Annotated in this window: 2 protein-coding genes; both read left to right on the plus strand. The window is 24.8% G+C overall.

The genetic code is table 11. The annotated features are described in order from the left end of the window. Positions 1–186, plus strand: a 186-nt coding sequence (locus D9V70_RS03375) for a chorismate-binding protein (RefSeq protein ID WP_253254835.1), incomplete at its 5' end; no start/stop codon positions are given. Between the two features lie 21 nt (positions 187–207). Beyond that, a complete protein-coding gene (locus tag D9V70_RS03180; protein WP_158356308.1) occupies positions 208–807 on the plus strand; it encodes a glutamine amidotransferase-related protein in 600 nt (199 codons plus the stop codon). Positions 808–1,283 lie beyond the last annotated feature (476 nt).

Below are 1,283 nucleotides of genomic sequence, written 5' to 3' on the forward strand. Positions count from 1 at the left end.
TTTACTGATTCGGGAAATTTAGACACATGTATTACAATACGTTCGGCCTATGTGGAAAAAAATATAGCTACAATACAAGCTGGAGCAGGAATTGTTTTTAATTCTATCCCTGAAGATGAAGTAAAAGAAAGTTTAAATAAAGCTCAAGCTGTTATAAATGCTATAAAAAAAGCACATAATTTTTAATTTAAGGAATTTTTTCAAAAAATGGCAAATATTTTACTTTTAGATAATATAGATTCCTTTACTTATAATCTTGTAGAACAATTAAGAAATCAAAAAAATCAAGTTTTGATTTATCGTAACACAGTAGATATAGAAGTAATTCTAAATTCACTTAAAAAACTAAAAAATCCTATCTTGATGTTATCACCAGGACCGAGTATTCCCCAACATGCTGGATGTATGTTAAATTTAATTAAAAAGGTAAAAGGTTATATACCTATAATAGGAATTTGTTTAGGTCATCAGGCGATAGTAGAAGCTTATGGAGGCATGATTGATTACGCAGGTGAAATATTCCATGGAAAAGCATCTTTAATCAATCACGATGGTTTAGAGATGTTTAGAGGCATACCTCAACCATTACCAGTTGCAAGGTATCACTCCCTTGTTGTATGTCAAGATATTCCTAAAAATTTTATAATAAATTCCTTTTTCAACAAAATGGTTATGTCTGTAAGAAATAATTTAGATCGTGTATGTGGTTTTCAGTTCCATCCTGAATCTATTTTAACTACGTGTGGTGATCAAATGTTAAAACAAATTATCAGCTGGGCATCTTTAAAATATATTGAAAAACAATAAAATTAAATTAAAAATATCTTTTTAAGAATATAGATTCTGAAAAGAAGGGATTGAACATTCTAAATTTTAAAAATGTGTAATATGCAATTGCAATATCTTAAAAAATATAATGTCTTAAAAAATGAAAAATAGATTTTTTAAACAAAACTTTAGAGTTTTATTCTATTTTTACTCTTTAACTTCAAAAAAAACTCAATAAAATAAAAAAAGAATTTAAATTGAATATAAGGAGTAATTAAATTTTACAAATAGATCTAATCATAAATACATTTTAAGTAAAAAACGTGTTAGTAATAATTTTCTTTATTTATTAAAATTAATAAATTCAAAAAGAATGTCACCTAAAAAGCCAATAATTTAATATCTAATTAATCCATTCATTATCAATACTTCAATTTGATTATTTATTCTTTATCACCCATTCAAGGGAATATAAACTATTCTATAATATATGCAAATTAATTTACTATTAAGTT

Source organism: Buchnera aphidicola (Lipaphis pseudobrassicae) (genome assembly GCF_005081185.1).
Lineage (GTDB): Bacteria > Pseudomonadota > Gammaproteobacteria > Enterobacterales > Enterobacteriaceae > Buchnera > Buchnera aphidicola_AD.

Excerpts from the sequence above, each read along its gene's own strand:
- D9V70_RS03180 (WP_158356308.1), top strand. The coding sequence starts at position 208 with ATGGCAAATATTTTACTTTTAGATAATATAGATTCCTTTACTTATAAT.